Consider the following 18,351-nt stretch of genomic DNA (forward strand, 5'->3'; position numbering starts at 1 on the left):
CAATCATCGAACGCTCCCTTTACGGGGCCCACATCACAGATAAGGGGACACGCATGTCCCGCCACCCGTCGGATGGCCTGGCGCGGGTCACCGAGGCCATCGCGAACGCCTGCGCCCGGTCCGGCCGCGATCCCGGCTCCGTCGAACTGGTCGCGGCGTCCAAGACCGTCCCGGTCGAGGTCCTTACCGAGGCCATCATGGCCGGCCACCGAGTCTTCGGTGAGAATCGGGTGCAGGAGGCCAACGGCAAGTGGCCTGAGCTGCGCGCCGCGCACCCGGACGTCGAGTTGCACCTGATCGGCCCGCTGCAGAGCAACAAGGCGGGCCAGGCCGTGGAGCTGTTCGACGTCATCCACTCCGTCGACCGCGTCAGCCTGTGCGCCGCGCTCGCCCGCCAATGCGAACTGAAAAGCCGGTGGCCGGAGCTGTTCGTCCAGGTCAACACCGGTATGGAGGCGCAGAAGGCCGGTGTCGCTCCGGAGGACGCCGACGCCTTCGTCAAGTCATGCCGGCAGGACTTCGGGCTCAATGTGACGGGTCTGATGTGCATCCCGCCGCCTGACCGGCCGCCGGCGCCGCACTTCGAGCTGCTGGCCGGCCTCGCCGAACGCAGCGGGCTGTCTTCGATGTCGATGGGCATGAGCGGGGATTACGAGCTCGCCGTCGAATACGGCGCGACGCACGTGCGGGTGGGAAGCGCGATCTTCGGCGCCCGCCCGCCGATGGGACCGGCATGACAGCGCGACTTCCCGTCACCCGGCCTGCCCGCTACGACGTTCTGTTCGAGCCGGTGCGCATCGGCCCGGTCACCGCGAAGAACCGCTTCTACCAGGTCCCGCACTTCAACGGCATGGGTCGCTCTTTCCCCAGCGCAATGGCCGCCATGCGCGGGGTGAAGGCCGAGGGCGGCTGGGGAGTGGTCAGCACCGAGCAGTGCGACGTGCACTACTCCGGAAACCATCTGCGGGAGCTGCGGCTTTGGGACGCCCGCGACGTGCCCTACCTGGCCAGGGCGACGGACGAGATCCACCGGCATGGCGCGCTCGCGGCGGTCGAGCTGGTGCACAACGGCCATCACGTGCCCAACTTGGAGTCCCGCGCGACCCCGATCGCCCCCAGTGTCACGGCCACCAGAGGGATTTTCCCCGTCACAGCGAGGGAAATGGACTCCGCGGACATCCGCGCGTTCCGCCGCTGGCATCGCGCGGCTGCGGTCAACGCGAAGCGGGCCGGTTTCGACATCATTTACGTCTACGCCGGTCATGACATGACGCTGCCGGTGCATTTCCTTTCCCGGCTGCACAATCAGCGCACCGACGAATACGGCGGCAGTCTGCGGAACCGGGCCCGGCTGCTGCGCGAGCTCGTCGAGGACGCCAAGGAAGCCGTCGGCGACACCTGCGCGGTAGCGATCCGCTTCGGTGTCGATGCGCTCGCCGGCCCTGACGGCCCTTCGGCGGAGGAGGCGCGAGAGGTCGTCGAGATGCTCGCCGAACTGCCGGATCTCTGGGACGTCAATCTCGGTGACTTCTCCCGCGACGGCGCTACCTCCCGGTTCAGCGACGAGGGGCACCAGGCCGAGTACGTCAAGTTCGTCAAGACCGTCACCAGTAAACCCGTCGTCGGGGTCGGCCGGTTCACCTCGCCTGACCTGATGGTGGCGATGGTGACCGGCGGGACGCTCGACTTCATCGGGGCCGCCCGTCCGTCCATCGCCGACCCGTTCCTGCCGGCCAAGATCGAGCAGGGCCGTTTCGGCGATATCCGGGAGTGCATCGGCTGCAATATCTGCGTCGCCGGTGACAAAGCGAACGTACCAATGCACTGCACTCAGAACCCCACCATGGGCGAGGAGTGGCGGCGCGGCTGGCACCCGGAGTACATCCCGCCCCGTGACACCGACGACTCGGTGCTGATCGTAGGTGGCGGGCCGGCCGGACTGGAGGCCGCGCGGGCGCTGGGACAGCGTGGTTACCAGGTTATTCTCGCCGAACGTGACCGCGAGCTGGGCGGCCGGATCAACCGCGAGTCCCGGCTGCCCGGGCTGGCTCCCTGGGCGCGGGTGCGGGACTGGCGGCTCGGCCAACTGAGCGGCATGCGCAACGTGCAGCTGCTGCCGGGCAACGAGCTCACCGCGGCGGAGGTGCTGGCGGGGGAGTGCTCGCTGGTCGCGGTGGCCACGGGAGCGACCTGGCGGGCCGACGGGGTCGGGCGTTATCACCGCCGGGAGGTGCCCGGCCTGGCCGGCGTCCCGGTCTTCACGCCGGACGACATCATGACCGGACGCTTACCCGAAGGCAGGGTCGTGCTTTTCGATGACGATCACTACTACATGGGCGGGGTGCTCGCCGAACTGCTGGCGCGCAGCCGCCGGGTCACGTTCGTGACTCCAGAGCCGCTGGTGTCGGCGTACACCCAGTACACGGCGGAACAGAAACGAATCCAGCGCCGGGTCATGGAACTGTGCGCCGATGTGCATACTTCCACTGCGTTGTCTCATGTTGACGCCGGAAGTGCGGTGCTGTCGTGCGTTTTCACCGGTCGTGAGCGTGTGGTCGAGGCCGATGCGATCGTTACGGTGACCGGGTCGGTCCCGCGTGATGCGCTTTACCGCGAACTGCCGGGCGAGTCCCTGGCAGCGGCGGGGATCCGGCGCGTCGTGCGGCTCGGTGACTGCCTCGGGCCGGGTATCATCGCCGCCGCGGTGTACAGCGGGCACTTGTTCGCCCGCACGCTCGACACGGGCCTGAGTGACGAGCCGCCGTTTCGCCGGGAGAACACCGAACTCGACTGGGACCAGCGTTTCCCCACCGAAAGCTCGAATGACCCGGCTGGAGACCGGAATGGCTGATTTCAGGGAATACGTCGGCCGGGTGGCGACCGGTTCGGACCTGGATTTCGATGCGGCGTCCAGGGCGTTCGCCCACCTGACCTCGGGTACGGCCACGCAATCGCAGATGGGCGCCTTTCTGATGGCGCTGCGAATGCGCGGGGAGACCGTCGCCGAGCTGACCGCAGCGGCAAATACGTTGCGCCGCAAGATGATCCGCGTCGACGCGCCCGCCTCGGCCGTCGACGTGGTGGGAACCGGCGGCGACGAATCGGGCTCTTACAACGTGTCGACCTGCGCGGCGTTCATCGTGGCGGGAGCGGGCCTTCCGGTGGCCAAGCACGGCAACCGGGCGCTTTCGTCGCGAAGCGGCGCATCCGACGTGCTCACGGCGCTCGGCGTCCGGATCGACCTGGGGGCGGCGGCGATCGGTCGTTGTATCGCCGAGGCCGGCATCGGGTTCATGTTCGCCCCGAATCATCACCCTACGCTCAGACACGTCGCCGCCACCCGCGTCGAACTCGGCACCCGGACGATCTTCAATCTGCTCGGTCCGCTGCTGAATCCGGCGGGCGTGCGCAGGCACCTGGTCGGTGTCTACTCCCGGGAATGGGTCGAGCCCTTGGCAACCGTGCTCGGCGAACTCGGCTCGGAGCGAGCGTTGGTGGTCCACGGCAGTGATGGACTCGACGAGATCACCACATCCGGGCCGACGACCGTCGCGGAGCTCCGAGCCGGCCGGGTCCGCGTCTACGAACTCAGCCCCGGCGACGCCGGGCTGCCTACGGTACGCGCCAACCAGCTGAAGGGCGGCGACCCCGCGGCCAACGCCGAAGCGTTGCGTGCCGTACTGGAAGGAGCCACTGGACCCTACCGCGATATCGCGGTCTTCAACGCCGCCGCCGCGCTGGTCATCAGCGACCGGGCGCAAAACCTGGTCGAAGGCATGGAAATCGCGGCGAAATCGTTGGATTCCGGAGAAGCACTCGCCCGCCTCGAACGACTCATTCACGTGTCCAACCACGCCTGATTAGGACCCGAGATGGCCAACTTCCTCACCAGAATCGAGCAATACAAGCGAGCAGAGATCGCAGCGGCGAAACAGCGGACGCCGCTGGCCGAACTCGAGCGACGAGCAGCCGATGCCGAGGCGCCGAGGGGGTTTCTTGCCGCGATCGAAAAGCGGCTCACCGCTGGCGGATACGCGCTGATCACCGAGCTTAAGAAGGCGAGCCCGTCAAAGGGGCTCATCCGCACCGACTTCGACCCGCCGGCGCTGGCCCGCGATTACGAGCGAGGTGGCGCGACGTGTCTGTCGGTGCTCACCGACGTCAAGTCGTTTCAGGGCGGCCCCGAACATCTCACCGCAGCTCGCGCGGCCACCTCACTTCCCGTACTGCGTAAGGACTTCATGTACGACGTATACCAGGTGTTCCAGGCCCGGGCGTGGGGCGCCGACTGCATCTTGATCACCCTCGCCACGGTGTCGGACACGGAGGCGCAAGAGCTGGAGGAAGCGGCATTTTCGCTCGGCATGGACGCCCTGGTGGAGGTTCACAACGAGGCCGAACTGGCCCGTGCGGTCGGGATGCGTTCACGGCTGGCCGGCATCAACAACAAGGACCTCCGGACGTTCGAAACCTCGCTGAGCACAACGGAAACGCTCGCTCCAGGTTTCCCGCCGGACCGCGTCGTGGTGGGCGAAAGCGGACTGAGTACCCGGGCGGACCTCGACCGGCTCGCAAAAGCCGGCGTACGCACCTTCCTCATCGGCGAAAGCCTGATGCGGGCCCCCGACGTGGAACGCGCGACAGCGGAACTGGTGCGCTGATTCAGGCTGCCGTCTCGCGGGCCGCGGCGACGAATTCCCGCATGCGGCCGTGGTCCTTCACGCCGCGGCGGGATTCGATGCCGCTGGAAACATCCACACCCCACGGACGCGCCTCGGCGATCGCCCGCGCGACGTTGTCCGGCGTCAGGCCGCCTGCCAGCAGCCAATGCCCCTGCGGACGGGCGCCGGCCAGCCCGGCGAGATCCCAGCGGCGGCCCGAGCCCGCCACCGGCGAGTCCAGCAGCAGGACTTCCTCCCCGAAGGCCCCGACCCGTACCTCGGTCTCCGGGGTGAGTGTGGTGGCGCGCCAGAGCCGGTGTGGGGCCAGCGAGTCGAACGCGGCCGGTGGGTACTCGCCGTGCAGCTGAATCACGCCGACGCCGGATGCCTCGGCCAGCGGTGCGACTTGCTCGATCTGCACCTTGCCGAACACTCCTACGGCGAGCACGGAATCGGGTAGTCCCGCCACCAACGCCCGCGCCGTCTCGGCGTCGATCCGGCGAGGGCTGGGGCCGAAGACGAAGCCGACCGCGTCACAGCCGGCGTCGACCGCAGCGGCCACGTCGGCGCTGGTGCGAAGCCCGCACAGCTTCACGAACATGATCATCACCATACCTGGGGCCACCCGCAGTGTCCCGTCCGGTTACGCAACGGGCGACACACTGAGCGAGCCTGATACTACCTTGGGTAACGTTACAGGTGGGAAGCCTGAGCCTCTGTTTGCCGAGAGGGAGAGCAGTGTCCGTCGAGTTTCTGCTGACCATGCTCATCGTCGTGATCACGCCGGGAACGGGGGTTCTCTACACGATGGCCGCCGCACTCTCCCGGGGGATGGCCGCCGGCGTGGTCGCCGCCGTCGGCTGCACGCTGGGCATCGTCCCGCACATGATCGCGGCGATCTCCGGTCTAGCCGCCCTGCTCAGTGCCAGCTCGGTGGCGTTCGAGGTGCTGCGGTATCTCGGCGTCGCCTACCTGCTCTACATGGCGTGGGGGGTGCTACGGGAAAAGGGCGGACTCAAGATCGAAGATGACGTGGAGCCCCAGTCGCCGCTCCGGGTGATCGTGCACGGCATCCTGATCAACATTCTCAACCCGAAGCTGACGCTGTTCTTCTTCGCGTTCCTGCCGCAGTTCGTCGACACCAACGCGCCCAACGCACTGCTCTACATGGTGGAGCTGAGCGCGGTCTTCATGCTGGCGACGTTCGTGGTGTTCGTGCTCTACGGGAAGTTCGCGGCGATCATCCGCTGGCGGGTGATCAGCAAGCCGCAGATCCTGGCGTGGCTGCGCCGGGTCTTCGGCATCGCGTTCATAGCGCTCGCCGCCCGCCTCGTCTTCGACAACTGACTCCGACCGACGCTGCCAACCCGATCTGCTGAGGAATCATGTATTTCGAGCATTCCACCGACATCTGGAACGACTTTCCCGAACTCGTCGCCGGGGTGCTGGTCGCCGACGGCGTGAACGCCGAGAACTCGACGGTGGCGCGCATCGACCGGTTCACCGGCATCGCCACCGAGCGGCTGGCCACCGCCGCCGAGAGCGAGTTCCCGGAGATTCAGGCGTGGCGGCGCACATTCTCCCGGATGGGGCTCAAGCCGACCCAGTACCGGTGTGCGTCGGAGGCGATGCTGCGCCGGTTCCGCAAGGACAAGTCCCTGCCGCAGCTGCACCCGCTCGTCGATGTGTGCAACGCGATGTCGATCGCCTTCGCGATTCCGATCGCTGTCTTCGACATCGCCGAGGTGGCCGGACACTTGGAGGTCCGCCGGGCCTCGGGCGAAGAGACATATCTGACCTTCGGCGGGGAGACGGAGAACCCGGAGCCGGGTGAGGTGATCTTCGCGGATGAGCAGCACCGGGCACACGCCCGGCGATGGACCAACCGGCAGAGCCGCTACTCCGCAGTGCAACCGTCCACCGGCAAGGTATTGATCGTCGTGGAGGCACTGCACGACTCGGCAGGCGAGGACGTCACCCGCCTACTCGCGACGGTAGCGGAAGAACTGGAAGCAGTCTGGGGCGTGCGGGCCAAGTCAGCGACCCTCGGGCCGCAGTCCCGCCGCTTCGAATTCTGACTTCCGCAGGTGTTTGGGTCATGGCGAGCCGACGCGTGCTGGCGGATGAGCCCTGCCGATGGAGACACCGTGGCCCGGCGGCCAAACCTGCAGGCCCATGAAGCCACGATCACCCGACCTCCGACGGGAAAGGTAGATCGAGGCGTACGCCATCGATGCCGAAGTCGGTCTCGATGTGCATAGCTGGTCTAGTTTCCATTGAAATTGCGGGTTGTCGCCAGCGACATCGGAACCGTCAGAGGTCGAAACCGCCCATGTCGATTCCGCCCTGGTCGAAACCGCCTTGGTCGAATCCGTCGTCGCCGCCCGCGTTCGCGGCGTCGATGCCTGGGTCGCCGCTGGCGCCCAGGCCGTCCTGGAAGCCGTCCGCGTAGGCCGCCTCTGCCGGGATCCCGGCCATGCCGCCGAACAGGGCGCTCATCAGCACGAACGAGCCCACGCCCCAGGCACCCGCGACGAGCGCCGGCTTCCACCACGGCTCGCTGTACCAGCCCTGCGGCACCGGCCGCCCGGCGACCGTGCCGCCCGGGTAGTAGTGCGGGGTCTGCTCGGTCGGGTTCGGCGACGCCACCTGCGGGTGGCCTTCGACCTCGACCTCGCGGTACTCGGTCACCTTGCCCGCGCCGCGCTGGCCGGAGAGGTCGGGGAGCTCGGGGCCCGGATCCAGGTCCATCGCGATCCGCGCGGCCCGCACGTAGTACAGGCCTTCCAGCGCGGACTCCGTGGTCAGGCGGGCCTGCGCGGCGGTGCGCGCCTGGTCGAGCTGAGAGACCGCCGCGCCATGCCGTTCAGCCGCATCGGCGAGCGACTGCTTGGCCGCTTCGTTGGTGCCGACCAGGTTGAGCACCTGACCGCCCAACCGCTCCACCCAGCGTCGCGCTTCCGCCTTGGCGTCTTCGAGCTGGTTGCGTTGGTGCGCCACGGCCTTCTGCCGGGACCACCAGACCGCGGCGACGATCACCACGAGGGCGATCACGATGATGACGATTGCGGTCACCCATGCCTCCTGACCCGGCGGAACACCCGTTGGTTCCGACGGTACGCCGCTCAGCAGGGGCGCTGGTCGATCAGAAACCCTCCGGGCAGTGCGGGGCGTCGTCGGTGGCGAACGCGCGAGAGGCTTCGAACAGCGCACCCGGCGCGAGCTCGGCTACCCGCCCGGACCTGGCCAGCCCGGACAGCGTGTTGCCGCCCAGGTACGCCGCGGCCAGGTCGCTGACGTCCAATGCCATCTGGCCCGGGTCGTCGGTGCGGGCGACGCTCGCGACCCCGTCGGCACCCGTGGTCAGCCGCCACCGGCCCGCGTTCCACGGGCAGAACGAGTCGGTAACGTCGAACACGACGTCCACCGCGGCGCTGTACCGGCGTGCTTCCAGCGCGTGGCCGAGATCGACCAGTCGGACCCACAGCCCGTCGATGATCTGCCGCTCCGCGAGGCGCGAGTTGGCGAGCATGCCCACCACTGGTTCGTCGACCGCGGCCTTGCCCCAGTGCACCTCGCCGACCAGGTCGAAGTCGAGCAGGTACCGCCAGAGCGCGGCGTAGGCCTGCGGGGTCGACGCGACGAGCTCCAGCACCCGCAGGTGGTAGGCGGGGCCCTGGTTCGTCCAATTGGGCTTGGGCCGGTAGATGACGTAGCCGTCGGGGTGCAGCGCGAACCGGGTCTTGCCCAGGTCGCCGCGCTCGCTGCGGTCGTCGATCATCCGGACCTCCCAGGAGCCGTCGGCCCTGGACAGCCAGCCGGTCCGGGTCGCGGCCACCGCCGGGTATCGTTGGTGCACGAATTCCAGCGCGGTTTCCCGGTCGACCTCGCTGACCCGCCTCCCATCGACGTCCACAGTGGACAAGAAAGCCGCGCCGCGGGGCAGGGTCAGGTGGCTCTCGTAGCTGGCCAGGCCGAAGCCGAACCGGCCGTAGATGGACGCTTCCGAGGCGTACAGCGCGGCGAGCCCGGAGCCGTTGCCGCGCAGGCCGTCGAGCTGGGCGCGCATCAGCGAGGTCAGCGCGCCGCGTCGCCGGTGTCCGGGCTTGACCCCGACCGCCGTGATGGCGGCGACCGGGTGCTGAACCGGGCCCGGCAGTGTAATGCCCGTTTCGAACCGCCCGGCGACGCCGATCGCCTCGTCGCCGTCGAACGTTCCGTGGGCCAGCGCCGGGTCGAAGAGCTCGCGGTAGCGCTCGATCGCGGAGTCGCGGCTGTCGTCGAGGAAAGCAGCGGTGAAGACGTCGAAGAACAACTCGCGGTCGTCGGCCGAAAGACTTCTCGTGGTGAGGTCCGCCATATGACGTTCATACCGCCCGCGAGAACGGCGTGCGACTCATTTTCAGGCGGTCCTCGGGACTCGGCGAAACCGTGCTTTCAGACGCCGAGCGGGACCTCGGCGACGGTCTCCCACTCGGAGCACGAGTGGTCCCGGTTGAGCTTGACCAGGGACAGCGCGGACACCTTGGCCGTGGTCGGGTCGACCACCGTGGCACCGAGGGTGGCGACGGCGAAGATCGCCGGGCCTTCGGTGGTGGAGTGAGCGAGGCTCACGTGCTTGTCGAGGTCTTCGGGTTCCGCCGGGAGGGTCGCTCCACCGAGTGCCTCGGCGGTCACTTCGCGCACCGCGGCGCGGAGTTCGAGCACCGTCGACTGGGGTTCGGCGGGCAGCGACAGCGACTCCGGCAGCACCACTGCGTGGTGGAACGCCAGGGTCAGGGGCAGCGCGGACGCCAGCCGGGTACGGGCGGCCGCCACCAGCGGTTCGATGCGCGACTCGTCGATCTCGTCGGTGAAACCGATTTCCTGCACCAGGATGTGCATCCATTCCAGCGGAACGAGGTCGAAGCCGGGCAAATCGCGCAGCGCGTACTGGTAGCCGTTCACCAGCTTGCGCAGCCCGGGCTGATCGGCCAGCGGCAGCAGCCACGCGTAGCCGGTGCGCCCGGCGTGCCAGCCCGAGCGCCAGCGGGCGTGATTGCGGACCTGGTCGGCGTGCGGCATGTCGGTCACCCCTCACATACTGCCCGGGCCGCTCCGGGAGTGGGGCGAGCTTGAGCTATCTCACGGTTTTCGAGGGCTCGCGTTCACTCGGCTGTGCCTTCGCGTCCGGGGTGTCCAGGCTGGCCGCCGCGTCGGAGTCGCGCACCCGCAGCCCCAGCAGCAGGCCGAGCCCGGCGAAGACCACCGAGACCAGGAACGCGCCGTGGTAGGCGCCCAGCTGCGCCTCGGCGACCTGGCCGGCCGCAGCGGGATCCACTGTGGACATGCCGTGCTCGGTGAGCACCACCAGCACGGTCGCGACGATCGCGGTGCCCAGCGCGGTGGCGACCTGCCTGCTGACGTTGAACATCGAGCTGGCCTGCCCCATGGCGGCACCGGAGATCCGGGCGAATGTCGCGGTCTGCACCGGAGTCATCAGCAGCCCCATCGCCACGCCCTGCACCGCGAGCAACGCGACCAGGAGCCACAACGAGGTGTCGGTGCCCTGCAGTTGCAACCCGAGGCCGATCGCGACCTGCACCGCGAACCCGGCCAGGATCAGCCGCTTCGGCCCGACCCGGCCGTAGATCCGGCTGATTACCTGGGTGGTCAGCAACATGCTGATGGCCTGCGGCATCAGCACGAGGCCGGCGTGCATGGGCGATACCCCACGCAGGTTCTGCAGGTACAGCGGGATTAGGAAGAGCACCCCGAACATCGCCCCGGTCTGGCACAGCAGCAGCACGTTGCCGGTGCCGAACAACCGGTCGGTCAGCAGCCGCAGGTCGAGCATCGGATGCGTGACGGTCAACTCCCGCCAGACCAATCCGCCGATGAGCAGCACCGCGGCCACGAGGCTCGACCAGACCTGGGGCTGGCCCCAGCCGAGCTGCGCACCCTGCTCGAGCCCGTAGAGCAGCGTCGCCAAACCGGCTCCGGCGAGCACGAAACCGGGAAAGTCGAAGCGCCCCGGATCGCGCCGCGGTTCCTCCCGGAGGAACACCACGGCGAAGAACAGCGCCAAGGCCCCGACGGGGACGTTGATGAAGAAGATCCACCGCCAGTTGGCGTATTGGACGAGCAATCCGCCGAGCACCGGCCCGAGCATGGGCGCAACGGTGATCGGGATGGAAAGCACGGCCCCGGCTTTGGCGCGCTCGTTGGGCGGGAAGGCTCGGAACAGCATCGCCTGGCCAACGGGCACGAGCATCCCGCCGCCAACGCCCTGCAGCACCCGGGCGCCGACGAGCTGCCACATCTCGGTGGAAACCCCGCAGAGCACGGACGCGAGGGTGAAGATGACGACGGCGGACTGGAAGGTCCGCTTGCTGCCGAACCGATCGGCGATCCAGCCGGACGATGGGATGAACACGGCGAGGCTGATCATGTACCCGGTGAGCACCCACTGGAGTGCGGCGGCGTCGACCCGGAACTCCCGCCCCAAGGTGGCCAGCGCGACGTTCAGGATGGTGACGTCGAGGATCTGCATGATCAGCGCCAGTACAAAGGTGATGCCGACCAACCACTTGTACTCAAGCCGCCGCACAAAACCCCCAAGAGATCAAGAAGAGCCGAGAAGGGCCCGAGCCACCATCAGCCCGACCACAAGCCTCGCCCAACCCGCTGACAAAACCCAAAGCCTTTTTATTCCCCAGAACCCCAACCCAAAACGCAACAGCCGCGAAGCGGCACGAACCGCCCAAACGGCAAGCCGCACCCGAGAGGCGCGACACAACGGACACTGTGAGCAAGGTCGCTGCCCCAGCACGCCGCTCTGCAGGACGACACTGGATGCGCACGAACACACCGCGCACCAACGGGGAAGGACCAAGCGGCGATTTCGCGCGAAATCGCCACCCAGCACGCATGGGGAGCGGCGATTTCGCGCGAAATCGCCACCACGGCGCGGCTGGTCGGAAGCCTAGGTCGGGTACGTGAGAAAGCCGAGAAGCAGTCGAAAAGCGCCCCCCGGGCCGTGGGTGTGTGGGGGCTCGGTCTCCGTGGCGTGGCGAAGTGTGGAGGTCTGGGGCCGCGCGAGATCGCTGCTATGGCACGGCTGGTCGGAAGCCTAGGTCGGGAACGTGAGGAAGCTGAGGGGCAGTCGAAAAGCGCCCCCCGCGCCGTGGGGGGTGTGGGGGGCTCGGCCCCCCACAGCGAAGGCGAAGAGTAAGGGTCTAGGTGGGCCGAAGGCCCACTAGACACAAAGTACCCAACTCGGAGCGGGCGACGGGAATCGAACCCGCGTAGCCAGTTTGGAAGACTGGGGCTCTACCATTGAGCTACGCCCGCGTGCTGGTTCCGCCTGGCCCTCGCGGGTTTAGGCGACCTTGCGTGTCATAGCTTAGCGGGTCGCGATAAGCTCTCCGCAACGCACCCGGAGTTCCCGGGTGCTCCGCACGTCGGACGGGGTGTGGCGCAGTTTGGTAGCGCACTCGCTTTGGGTGCGAGGGGTCGTGGGTTCAAATCCCGCCACCCCGACGTCGCGGCCGGCCGCTCGCCATCGGTGAGTGGCCGGTTTTCTTTTTGCCGGTCGGCGTGTTCGGCGTGGTGATGTGCGTCGCAGCAGCCGGCCGCGGATGGTAACGGTCTGTGGGGGGCGGCCGATCTTCCTTTCGTGCGCGATTGGAGTCTGTCCGGTTTCCGGATCCAGCTGCCGACCTTGGTGGTGTGCGCGGTGTTGGGCGCTGCGGTGGCTTTCCTGGTCGTCGTTTCGCTATGCGTGCCGGGTCCGCCGGTTTCGCCTGCGTCGGCGCCGCCGGAGGGCATCGTGACCGCGGTGACGCCTACTCAGTTGGGTTCGGCGGTTGGGGCGCTGGTCGGCGGTTGATGGTTTCGACGGCGCAGGCGGTGGGGCGGATCGCCTTCTTGCCGCAACTGTTGGGCCGGGGCGGGTCGAGTTCGCGTTCCCGGACCACGACCTGCCAGCTCCGGCCGTCCTTGTGGTTGATCAGCACCTGGTGGGCTTCTTCGCCGGTGACGCGTAGGGCGTCGGCGAGGTATTCGCCGAGGCGCTCCCGGAGGGCGAGTTCGGCGGCTTGTCCGGCGCGGCTCCACGTGGATCGGCCTCGGCAGTGGTCGAGGACGACCTTCCCGGCCGCAGCTGAGGACAGCACCGCGTCGGCGGTTTGCGCGTTCAGCCGCCCGTAGGTGTACCCGCTGGGCAGCACGACCGCGGCGGGCGCGAAGCGGTGCCCGCCGGTGTGCGAGGACTCCCAGACCGTGCCGTCGTGCCGCCCGGCGAGTTCCGTGATCAGTTCGCGGCCTAGGAGGGCGCAGCACCGGTCGCGGCGGCCGTTGGTGCAAACCAGCAGCAGCGGCTCGGTGGCGGGCTGCCCCCAGCCGTCGTGGTGGCCGGCCGTGATCCGGGCGAAGTCGAGTTCGAGGAGTTCGGCGGGGTCCGTGGTGGTCGCCGTCCGCAGCCAGCCAGTGCCGGGGGCGGTGTGCGCGAGGAACACCCGCTGCGGCTGGTCGCCGGCGGTGTCCGCGTGCCGCCCGGGGTGCCGGATGAGCTGGATCCGCACTCGGTGCTGGTCGGCCCGCGCGGACAGCGCCCGCCCGAGCTCGGGGTCCAGGTGGCTCTGGGTCAGCGCGTTGTGGCCCCAGGGGCCGCGCTGTTCCAGGCACAGCCAGCTGGCGGCCACCGCTGCGGTGCCGGGCATCGGCTCGGCGAGCGCTTCGGACAGTGCGGCGCAGGTAGCGGCGTCGGCTGCGGTGTGGTGCACGTTTCCACTCAAACACGGATGACGGTTCGGCGGAGCATCCGGGCTTAGGTGAGGCTTGCCAACGCCGGTAGTTGCAACCCCGGGCCGGGTGTCCCGGCGGGAAGCAATAGACTCGGAGGTCAGCCCGGCATCGTTGGACGTGGTGGTATGCCGCGCCCGTTGGCAGCGCCGGGAATCAAGCACGTTCGCACTAGGAGACCACGTGAAGAGCACCGTCGAGCACCTGAGCCCGACGCGCGTCCGGATCAATGTCGAGGTGCCGTTCGACGAGCTCAAGCCGAACTTCGACCGCGCGTACAAGGCACTCGCCCAGCAGGTCCGTATCCCCGGCTTCCGGCCGGGCAAGGTCCCGGCGCGGGTGCTGGAGAGTCGCATCGGTCGGGGCCCCGTGCTCGACGAGGTCGTCAACGAAGCGGTCCCGGCCAAGTACCTGGAGGCGGTCAACAGCAGCGAGGTGCGCACCCTCGGTACCCCGGACATCGAGGTGACCAAGATCGAGGACGGCGCGGAGATTGCGTTCACCGCCGAGGTCGACGTCCGCCCCGAGATCACCGTGCCCGCCTTCGGCGAGCTGTCGGTCAGCGTGGACGACGTCGAGGTCACCGAGGACGAGGTGACCGAGCAGCTCGACTCGCTGCGCGCCCGCTTCGGCACCCTCGCCGGTGTGGAGCGCCCCGCGCAGGAGGGCGATTTCGTCAGCATCGACCTGTCGGCCACCGTCGACGGCGAGGACGTCGAGGACGCCAATACCAGCGGCCTGTCCTACGAGATCGGCTCCGGCCAGCTCATCGAGGGCATCGACGACGCGCTGATCGGCGCGAGCGAGGGCGACACCAAGACGTTCACCACCAAGCTGGTGGGCGGTGAGTACGCCGGCAAGGACGCCGAGGTTTCGGTCACGCTCAACTCCGTCAAGGAGCGCCAGCTGCCCGAGGCCGATGACGAGTTCGCCCTGCTGGCCAGCGAGTTCGACACCGTCGAGGAGCTCGTCGCCGACCTGCGGGAGCGGCTGGGCCGGGTCAAGAAGATGCAGCAGGGCATGGAGGCGCGGGACAACGTCCTGGACGCGCTGCTGGAGACCGTCGAGGTGCCGCTGCCGGAGAAGATCGTCGAGTCGGAGATCGAGGCGCGCCAGCACGACGCGTTGCACCCGTTCGACCAGGACGAGGCGCGCTTCGAAGAGTGGCTTGAGCAGCAGGAGAAGACCCGCGAGGAGTTCGACGCCGAGACTCGCGCCGAGGCGGAGAAGGCGGTCAAGACTCAGCTGGTGCTGGACACCATCGCCGACTCCGAGGACGTGTCCGTCTCCGACGACGAGCTCACCCAGCGGATCATCTACCAAGCCCAGCGCTTCGGCATGAGCCCGGACCAGTTCGTCCAGCAGGCCCAGCAGTCGGGCCAGCTCGGCGCGATGTACGCCGACGTGCGCCGCAGCAAGGCGCTGTTCTCGGTCGTGCGCCAGGCCACCGTCACCGACGGGGCCGGCAACGAGCTGGACCTCGACGAGCTGTTCGGCCCGCAGGAGTCCGAGCAGGCCGAGGCCGCGAAGGCGGCGGAGTGACCCGCCTCTCGACTGGACAATTGAATAGCATGCTCTAAGCGAACGTGGGCGGTACTGGGAAGCTGGTGCCGTCCACGTTCGTTAGGGTCAGTTGTAGCGGATCACCCGAGAGGGAAGCAGGACATCGCCGGGGCGCGGTCCACTGTGGAAGTGGGCGGAGTGGCCGAAGTGGCCCCGGTGGACAACGGCCCATTGTGGGAGAAGGCAGGGAGACGTGACGCAGCACCTGACTGTTCCGGCGTCCGACACGCAGTCGCCGTCCATGCGGACGGGGACGAACGGGCTCTCGCTCAACGACTCGGTTTACGAGCGGCTGCTGCGGGAGCGCATCATCGTCCTCGGCTCCCAGGTCGAGGACTCGATCTCGAACCAGATTTGCTCGCAGCTTCTGCTGCTGGCGGCGGAGGACCCGGACCGCGACATTTCGCTCTACATCAACTCGCCGGGTGGCTCGGTGACGGCGGGCATGGCGATCTACGACACCATGCAGCTGATCAAGCCGGACGTGGCCACCGTGGCAATGGGCATGGCCGCCTCGATGGGACAGTTCCTGCTGTCCGCGGGCGCCCAGGGCAAGCGGTTCGCGCTGCCGCACGCGCGGATCATGATGCACCAGCCGTCGGCCGGTCTCGGCGGTACGGCTTCGGACATCGAGATCCAGGCCAAGATGTTCTCCAGGCACAAGAAGGAGATGGCCGAGCTGATCGCGGCGCAGACCGGTCAGACGGTGGAGAAGATCACTCAGGACTCGGACCGCGACCGGTGGTTCACCGCGGAGGAGGCCCGCGAGTACGGGTTCGTGGACCACGTGGCGAGTGCCGCGAACCTTCCGAGCAGCTGATCATCCCGCCCGGACCTAGCAACGAGGAGTCACCTGTCGTGAACCCTTATCAGTCACTGCAGTCCCGGTACGTGCTGCCTTCGTTCGTCGAGCGCACCGCGTACGGGGTCAAGGAGTCGAACCCGTACAACAAGCTGTTCGAGGAACGGATCATCTTCCTCGGCGTCCAGGTCGACGACGCGTCGGCCAACGACGTGATGGCGCAGCTGCTGTTCCTGGAGTCCGACGACCCGGACCGCGAGATCCAGATGTACATCAACTCGCCCGGTGGTTCGTTCACCGCGCTGATGGCCATCTATGACACCATCCAGTACGTCCGGCCGGACGTGCGCACCATCTGCCTCGGGCAGGCGGCCTCGGCCGCGGCGGTGCTGCTGGCCGCCGGCACCAAGGGCAAGCGGATGGCGCTGCCGAACTCGCGGATCCTGATCCACCAGCCGTCGGTCGAGGGCATCTACGGCCAGGTTTCCGACCTGGAGATCCAGGCCGCCGAGGTGCAGCGGATGCGCGAACTGCTGGAGACCACGTTGGCGAAGCACACCAACCGGTCTCAGGAGCAGGTCCGCGACGACATCGACCGGGACAAGATCCTCACGGCCGAGCAGGCCGCCGAGTACGGCATCATCGACGAGGTCCTGCCTTACCGGAAGCTGTCGGCGCAGAAGTCCTGATTCAGAAGAATGCACGGCTCGTCCTGAGCAGCGGTGCGAGTAACGGAACCTCAGAGGCTTTCTCGACCCCGGGATCCCCGACTCGTGTATGACCCAACACGCCACGTCGGGGCTGTCCTCGCGAGAAGGCCTCTGAGAACCCGCGGCGGTGCCGGTTGCGAGGGTGGGCCAAGCGGCTGCGCCGCTTGCGGCGGCTTCCGCGCACGCCGCGTCAAGCGTCGCGATGCGGGTTGCGGGATGAAGCAACCGCCCGATACCGCAGTGCGCGGTCGCGCACCTGGTAGAAGTGGGCGGACGGCCGGATAGTGGCGGACTCGCCACGCCCGTCCGTTGTCCACGACACGCCGAACGCGGTGCTGGTCACACCACGCTCGGCCATGGCGGACACTGTGAGTCTCCCCGAACACGGGGAACGACAGGTACCGTCGGAGGCACATACGGTCAGGCGCGCTACTGGACGGCGCGCCGGAGGGGACGGGGTCAGCGGTCATGGCACGTATCGGTGACGGCGGCGACCTGCTGAAGTGCTCCTTCTGCGGGAAGAGCCAGAAGCAGGTGAAGAAACTCATCGCCGGCCCCGGCGTGTACATCTGCGATGAGTGCATCGATCTCTGCAACGAGATCATCGAGGAGGAACTGGCCGAGGCGGGCGAGGTCAAGCTCGACGAGCTGCCGAAGCCGGCCGAGATCCACGAGTTCCTCGACCAGTACGTCATCGGGCAGGACCCGGCGAAGCGGAACCTGGCTGTTGCGGTCTACAACCACTACAAGCGCATCCAGGCCGGTGAGCGCCGGGAGAGCCGCGGTGAAGAGGCCGTCGAACTGGCCAAGTCGAACATCCTTATGCTCGGGCCCACCGGCTGCGGCAAGACCTACCTGGCCCAGACGCTGGCCAAGATGCTCAACGTTCCGTTCGCGATCGCCGACGCCACCGCGCTCACTGAGGCCGGTTACGTGGGCGAGGACGTGGAGAACATCCTGCTCAAGCTGATCCAGGCGGCCGACTACGACGTGAAGCGGGCCGAGACCGGGATCATCTACATCGACGAGGTCGACAAGATCGCGCGCAAGAGCGAGAACCCGTCGATCACCCGCGACGTCTCCGGCGAGGGCGTGCAGCAGGCCCTGCTGAAGATCCTGGAAGGCACCACCGCGAGCGTGCCGCCGCAGGGCGGTCGCAAGCACCCGCATCAGGAGTTCATCCAGATCGACACCACGAACGTGCTGTTCATCGTGGCGGGCGCGTTCGCCGGGCTGGAGAAGATCGTCGAGGACAGGGTCGGCAAGCACAGCGTCGGGTTCGGCGCGGAGCTGCGGTCGAAGAACCAGATCGACACCACCGACCATTTCGCCGACGTGATGCCCGAGGACCTGATCAAGTTCGGCTTGATTCCCGAGTTCATCGGCCGGCTGCCCACGGTCGCCAGCGTCACCAACCTGGACAAGCCGTCGCTGGTGCAGATCCTCACCGAGCCGCGCAACGCGCTGGTGAAGCAGTACAAGCGGTTGTTCGAGATGGACAACGTGGAGCTGGAGTTCACCAAGACCGCGCTGGAGGCCATCGCCGACCAGGCGATCCTGCGGGGCACGGGTGCCCGCGGGCTGCGCGCGATCCTGGAAGAGGTCCTGCTGCCGGTGATGTACGACATCCCGAGCCGTTCAGACGTGGCCAAGGTCGTGATCACCGAGCAGACGGTGCGCGAGAACGTCAACCCGACGATCGTCGCCCGCCAGGCCACTCGTCGCGAGCGCCGCGAGAAGTCCGCCTGAGGCCAGCTGGGTCGGTGTCGCAGTCGCTCGTGCGGTGATGTCCCCTGCGCGGGCCTGCGCGTCGCGAGCGCGTTCAGCGGTT

17 protein-coding genes and 2 tRNA genes are annotated in these 18,351 nt (G+C 67.9%); 11 read left to right on the forward strand and 8 right to left on the reverse strand.

Translation table 11 applies throughout. The features are described from left to right. The first annotated feature begins 53 nt into the window (after positions 1-53). From ACRXBZ_RS27055 to trpC, 4 genes are read left to right on the forward strand one after another with little or no spacing between them, the layout of a single operon-like run. A complete protein-coding gene (locus ACRXBZ_RS27055; protein WP_433881468.1) occupies positions 54-737 on the forward strand; it encodes a YggS family pyridoxal phosphate-dependent enzyme in 684 nt (227 codons plus the stop codon). Beyond that, a complete protein-coding gene (locus tag ACRXBZ_RS27060; protein WP_433881469.1) occupies positions 734-2,851 on the forward strand; it encodes an oxidoreductase in 2,118 nt (705 codons plus the stop codon). The genes ACRXBZ_RS27055 and ACRXBZ_RS27060 overlap by 4 nt, the downstream gene beginning before the upstream one ends. Continuing rightward, positions 2,844-3,860 carry an anthranilate phosphoribosyltransferase gene (trpD, locus tag ACRXBZ_RS27065; protein ID WP_433881470.1) on the forward strand — a complete coding sequence of 339 codons (1,017 nt, stop codon included), beginning with the start codon at positions 2,844-2,846 and terminating at the stop codon, positions 3,858-3,860. The genes ACRXBZ_RS27060 and trpD overlap by 8 nt, the downstream gene beginning before the upstream one ends. Before the next feature lie 12 nt (positions 3,861-3,872). Next, a complete protein-coding gene (gene trpC / locus ACRXBZ_RS27070) occupies positions 3,873-4,661 on the forward strand; it encodes an indole-3-glycerol phosphate synthase TrpC (RefSeq protein WP_433881471.1) in 789 nt (262 codons plus the stop codon). A 1-nt stretch (position 4,662) separates the two neighbouring features. Here the strand turns inward: trpC and ACRXBZ_RS27075 are convergent, their stop codons facing one another. Further along, entirely contained in the window at positions 4,663-5,268 is a 606-nt protein-coding gene (locus ACRXBZ_RS27075; RefSeq protein ID WP_433881472.1) for a phosphoribosylanthranilate isomerase, read from the reverse strand. A 131-nt stretch (positions 5,269-5,399) separates the two neighbouring features. On the opposite strand from ACRXBZ_RS27075, the gene ACRXBZ_RS27080 reads away from it, so the two are divergent. After that, positions 5,400-6,008: a LysE family translocator gene (locus ACRXBZ_RS27080; protein WP_433881473.1), complete on the forward strand. Its 609-nt coding sequence runs from the start codon at positions 5,400-5,402 to the stop codon at positions 6,006-6,008. Positions 6,009-6,046: 38 nt separating this feature from the next. After that, positions 6,047-6,739 (forward strand): B3/B4 domain-containing protein, encoded by a 693-nt coding sequence (locus ACRXBZ_RS27085; protein WP_168586960.1) that lies wholly within the window; start codon positions 6,047-6,049, stop codon positions 6,737-6,739. Between the two features lie 235 nt (positions 6,740-6,974). Here the strand turns inward: ACRXBZ_RS27085 and ACRXBZ_RS27090 are convergent, their stop codons facing one another. The 5 genes from ACRXBZ_RS27090 to ACRXBZ_RS27110 form a co-directional block, all read right to left on the reverse strand. After that, positions 6,975-7,736: a hypothetical protein gene (locus tag ACRXBZ_RS27090; RefSeq protein ID WP_433881474.1), complete on the reverse strand. Its 762-nt coding sequence runs from the start codon at positions 7,734-7,736 to the stop codon at positions 6,975-6,977. Between the two features lie 70 nt (positions 7,737-7,806). Then, positions 7,807-9,021, reverse strand: coding sequence for a GNAT family N-acetyltransferase (locus ACRXBZ_RS27095; RefSeq protein ID WP_433881475.1), 1,215 nt, complete (start codon positions 9,019-9,021; stop codon positions 7,807-7,809). A 77-nt stretch (positions 9,022-9,098) separates the two neighbouring features. After that, positions 9,099-9,725: a 2'-5' RNA ligase family protein gene (locus ACRXBZ_RS27100; protein WP_433881476.1), complete on the reverse strand. Its 627-nt coding sequence runs from the start codon at positions 9,723-9,725 to the stop codon at positions 9,099-9,101. Between the two features lie 55 nt (positions 9,726-9,780). Continuing rightward, positions 9,781-11,250, reverse strand: coding sequence for an MDR family MFS transporter (locus tag ACRXBZ_RS27105; protein ID WP_433881477.1), 1,470 nt, complete (start codon positions 11,248-11,250; stop codon positions 9,781-9,783). Between the two features lie 672 nt (positions 11,251-11,922). After that, positions 11,923-11,993: transfer RNA gene (locus ACRXBZ_RS27110), tRNA-Gly, on the reverse strand. A 115-nt stretch (positions 11,994-12,108) separates the two neighbouring features. Between ACRXBZ_RS27110 and ACRXBZ_RS27115 the strand changes: the two genes are divergently transcribed. Continuing rightward, positions 12,109-12,182, forward strand: a tRNA-Pro gene (locus ACRXBZ_RS27115). A 305-nt stretch (positions 12,183-12,487) separates the two neighbouring features. Here the strand turns inward: ACRXBZ_RS27115 and ACRXBZ_RS27120 are convergent. Then, positions 12,488-13,426 (reverse strand): ferredoxin family protein, encoded by a 939-nt coding sequence (locus ACRXBZ_RS27120; protein ID WP_433881478.1) that lies wholly within the window; start codon positions 13,424-13,426, stop codon positions 12,488-12,490. A 202-nt stretch (positions 13,427-13,628) separates the two neighbouring features. On the opposite strand from ACRXBZ_RS27120, the gene tig reads away from it, so the two are divergent. From tig to ACRXBZ_RS27135, 3 genes are all read left to right on the forward strand, one after another. Then, a complete protein-coding gene (tig, locus tag ACRXBZ_RS27125) occupies positions 13,629-14,987 on the forward strand; it encodes a trigger factor (RefSeq protein WP_433881479.1) in 1,359 nt (452 codons plus the stop codon). 214 nt (positions 14,988-15,201) lie between these two features. After that, positions 15,202-15,828 carry an ATP-dependent Clp protease proteolytic subunit gene (locus tag ACRXBZ_RS27130; protein WP_168586968.1) on the forward strand — a complete coding sequence of 209 codons (627 nt, stop codon included), beginning with the start codon at positions 15,202-15,204 and terminating at the stop codon, positions 15,826-15,828. A 38-nt stretch (positions 15,829-15,866) separates the two neighbouring features. Then, on the forward strand, positions 15,867-16,499 hold the full coding sequence (locus tag ACRXBZ_RS27135; RefSeq protein ID WP_168586969.1) for an ATP-dependent Clp protease proteolytic subunit: 633 nt from the start codon (positions 15,867-15,869) through the stop codon (positions 16,497-16,499). Between the two features lie 211 nt (positions 16,500-16,710). Here the strand turns inward: ACRXBZ_RS27135 and ACRXBZ_RS27140 are convergent, their stop codons facing one another. Continuing rightward, positions 16,711-16,887 carry a hypothetical protein gene (locus tag ACRXBZ_RS27140; protein WP_433881480.1) on the reverse strand — a complete coding sequence of 59 codons (177 nt, stop codon included), beginning with the start codon at positions 16,885-16,887 and terminating at the stop codon, positions 16,711-16,713. Positions 16,888-16,988: 101 nt separating this feature from the next. Here ACRXBZ_RS27140 and clpX point away from each other — a divergent pair, with 101 nt between their 5' ends. Beyond that, entirely contained in the window at positions 16,989-18,269 is a 1,281-nt protein-coding gene (gene clpX, locus ACRXBZ_RS27145; RefSeq protein WP_168586971.1) for an ATP-dependent Clp protease ATP-binding subunit ClpX, read from the forward strand. The last annotated feature ends 82 nt before the right edge of the window (positions 18,270-18,351 follow it).

The organism is Saccharopolyspora hattusasensis (genome assembly GCF_050972075.1).
GTDB classification, from domain to species: Bacteria; Actinomycetota; Actinomycetes; order Mycobacteriales; family Pseudonocardiaceae; genus Saccharopolyspora; species Saccharopolyspora hattusasensis.